Source organism: Natronobacillus azotifigens (genome assembly GCF_026805325.1).
Classification (GTDB): Bacteria; Bacillota; Bacilli; order Bacillales; family Amphibacillaceae; genus Natronobacillus; species Natronobacillus azotifigens.
Genome location: NZ_JAPRAT010000058.1, coordinates 1 through 2,297, shown reverse-complemented (window position 1 = coordinate 2,297; position 2,297 = coordinate 1). Strand labels below are relative to the sequence as shown.

The following is a 2,297-nucleotide window of genomic DNA, read 5'->3' as shown; positions in this document are numbered from 1 at the left end:
ACCCGAATTTTGTCGAATGGGAAAAATATTATTGGAAATGCTGGGATGTGATTAGGGGTAGTGATTATAGTTTTGATTTCTGAATAAGGAAACAATTATCATAAATGGTCATGTTTTTTGTAAGCCATTTTTATGGTATAAAAGTCCTGAATCAAGTATAGTAATTAAGGCAGTCATAGGAAGTCTGTAAAACAACAAGATTAGGAGAATGATAATGATGAATTGGAAGAATTTAAAGGTTAAGAATAAGATGCTTGTGTTAGTGTTTTGTGTATCTGTGCTTCCTTTAATAGTTATTACAACAATTTTGTATAATGGGGCGAAGGAAAATCTTACAGAACAAGTTTTGAGTGGCAATGAAGTTTTCTTAGAACTTACAAAATCAAAAATTAATAATTATTTCAACGAAAGAGCTGGAGATGGACACGTATTTGCTATGACAATGTATGATGAAATCGAAAATTTTCATCAGACAGAAAGGAATAGTGCAGAATGGGTAGATAATTATAATGACCTAGATGACACTTTACACACCACCCTTGATGCATATGGTTTTACCAATATATACATAACTGACGAAGTGGGCGAGATTACTTTTGCTACGGTACAAAAAGAAATAGAAGGTAGTAACGTTTCAGACCGTGATTATTTTGATGCGGCTTCACAAGGCGAGCAATTTTGGACAGATCTTTTTTATTCAGAAGGTTATCAATCCAATATAAAAGTGCTGTCAACACCGGTCTATGATCAAGGTGACTCAGGGGATTTTATCGGTACAATAAATATTTTACTAGATGATGAAGCAATTTCAGCTTTGATTCATAACGAGATACACGGGATTGGTCAAAGTGGAGATGCTTACTTAGTTAATGCTGATGGGTTATTGTATACAGACACTCGACTTGGCGAGTATACAGAAGACGCCGCCCTAAACGTAACGATTGGGACTAGAGCGACTGAGGTACTACGTGAACCGATTCAATCACAAGACTTGAGCTTCGTATACACGGGAATCTACCCTGATTATATTGGGAATAACGTCCTTGGAGCCGTAGGACCCGTTTTGATCGGTGATGAAGTGTTAGGTTTAGTGATCGAGGTCGATGAGGATGAGGCTCTTACTGCTATTAGCCGGTTAAGAAACATGGCAATTTTAACCGCAATAATTATCATTCTTATTAGTTTCTTGCTCGCTTTTTGGATATCCTCAAAAATGAGTAGAGATATTTCATATTTGCGTGATGAATTGAATGTGTTAGCTTCTAGCGGAGGCGACTTAACGAAAGAAATCTCCATGGACAGTAAAGATGAGATTGGAGAGCTTGCAGGAGCAATCAATAAATTTGTGGGAAATGTTCGAGGTATTGTAAAAAATGTCATGCAAAGTGCAGAACATGCAGCATCGTCATCCCAGCAACTCAATGCAAGTGCCGAAGAGATTGAGCATTCCTCGACTCAGATTGCCTCAACTATTCAGGAAGTCTCGGATGGTGCACAAAAGCAAAATGACTTTGCAGTAACAACCCTTTCACTCGTAGAAAAATCAATGAGGGAAGTTGAAACGGGAAACGAAAAAGTCACACAAACACTGGCCAATGCAGAGACATCTACTGCCATTGCTAAAAAAGGTGAACAGGCGATTAAGGAAGCTATTACCCAAACAGAAGCGATGAAAGAAACGGTGCAATCGGCTTCTAACTCGGTAAATACATTAGGAAAACATTCACAAGAAATTAATAGTATTATTACGATTATTACTGACATTGCGGAGCAAACGAATTTACTTGCATTAAACGCTGCGATTGAAGCTGCTCGAGCAGGGGAGCAAGGAAGAGGATTTGCAGTTGTAGCTGAGGAAGTTCGTAAGTTAGCTGAACAATCTAGCGAATCGGCTGGACAGATTACTAGACTAATTACTGATATTCAAGCAGAAACTTCAACAACTGTGAAGCTAATGGAGGATAATTTACAAGCTGTTGATAAGCAAGTATCTCTTATTGGAGGTGGAGGCGAGTCGTTGGAATCAATTGTTAAGCAGGCAAAAGAAACCGAAGAAGATGCGAAAGCGACAAAGGAAATCTTTACGCGTCTCGAAGCTAATACGAAAAACGTGTTAGAGGCTACCAAACAAATTTCTAGTATTATCGAAGAATCTGCCGCATCCTCTGAAGAGGTAGCAGCTGGAGCTGAAGAGCAAGCTGCTACCGTTGAAGAAATTGCTGCTAGCTCCAATGAACTCGTGAAAATGTCTGAGAACCTACAAGATGAAGTGAAAAAATTTATCGTCTAAGATTTTT

General features: G+C 38.5%; 1 protein-coding gene. It reads left to right on the top strand.

The window, feature by feature from the left end:
- Positions 1–217 precede the first annotated feature (217 nt).
- Positions 218–2,290: a methyl-accepting chemotaxis protein gene (locus tag OWO01_RS15820; protein ID WP_268781441.1), complete on the top strand. Its 2,073-nt coding sequence runs from the start codon at positions 218–220 to the stop codon at positions 2,288–2,290.
- Positions 2,291–2,297: the final 7 nt, after the last annotated feature.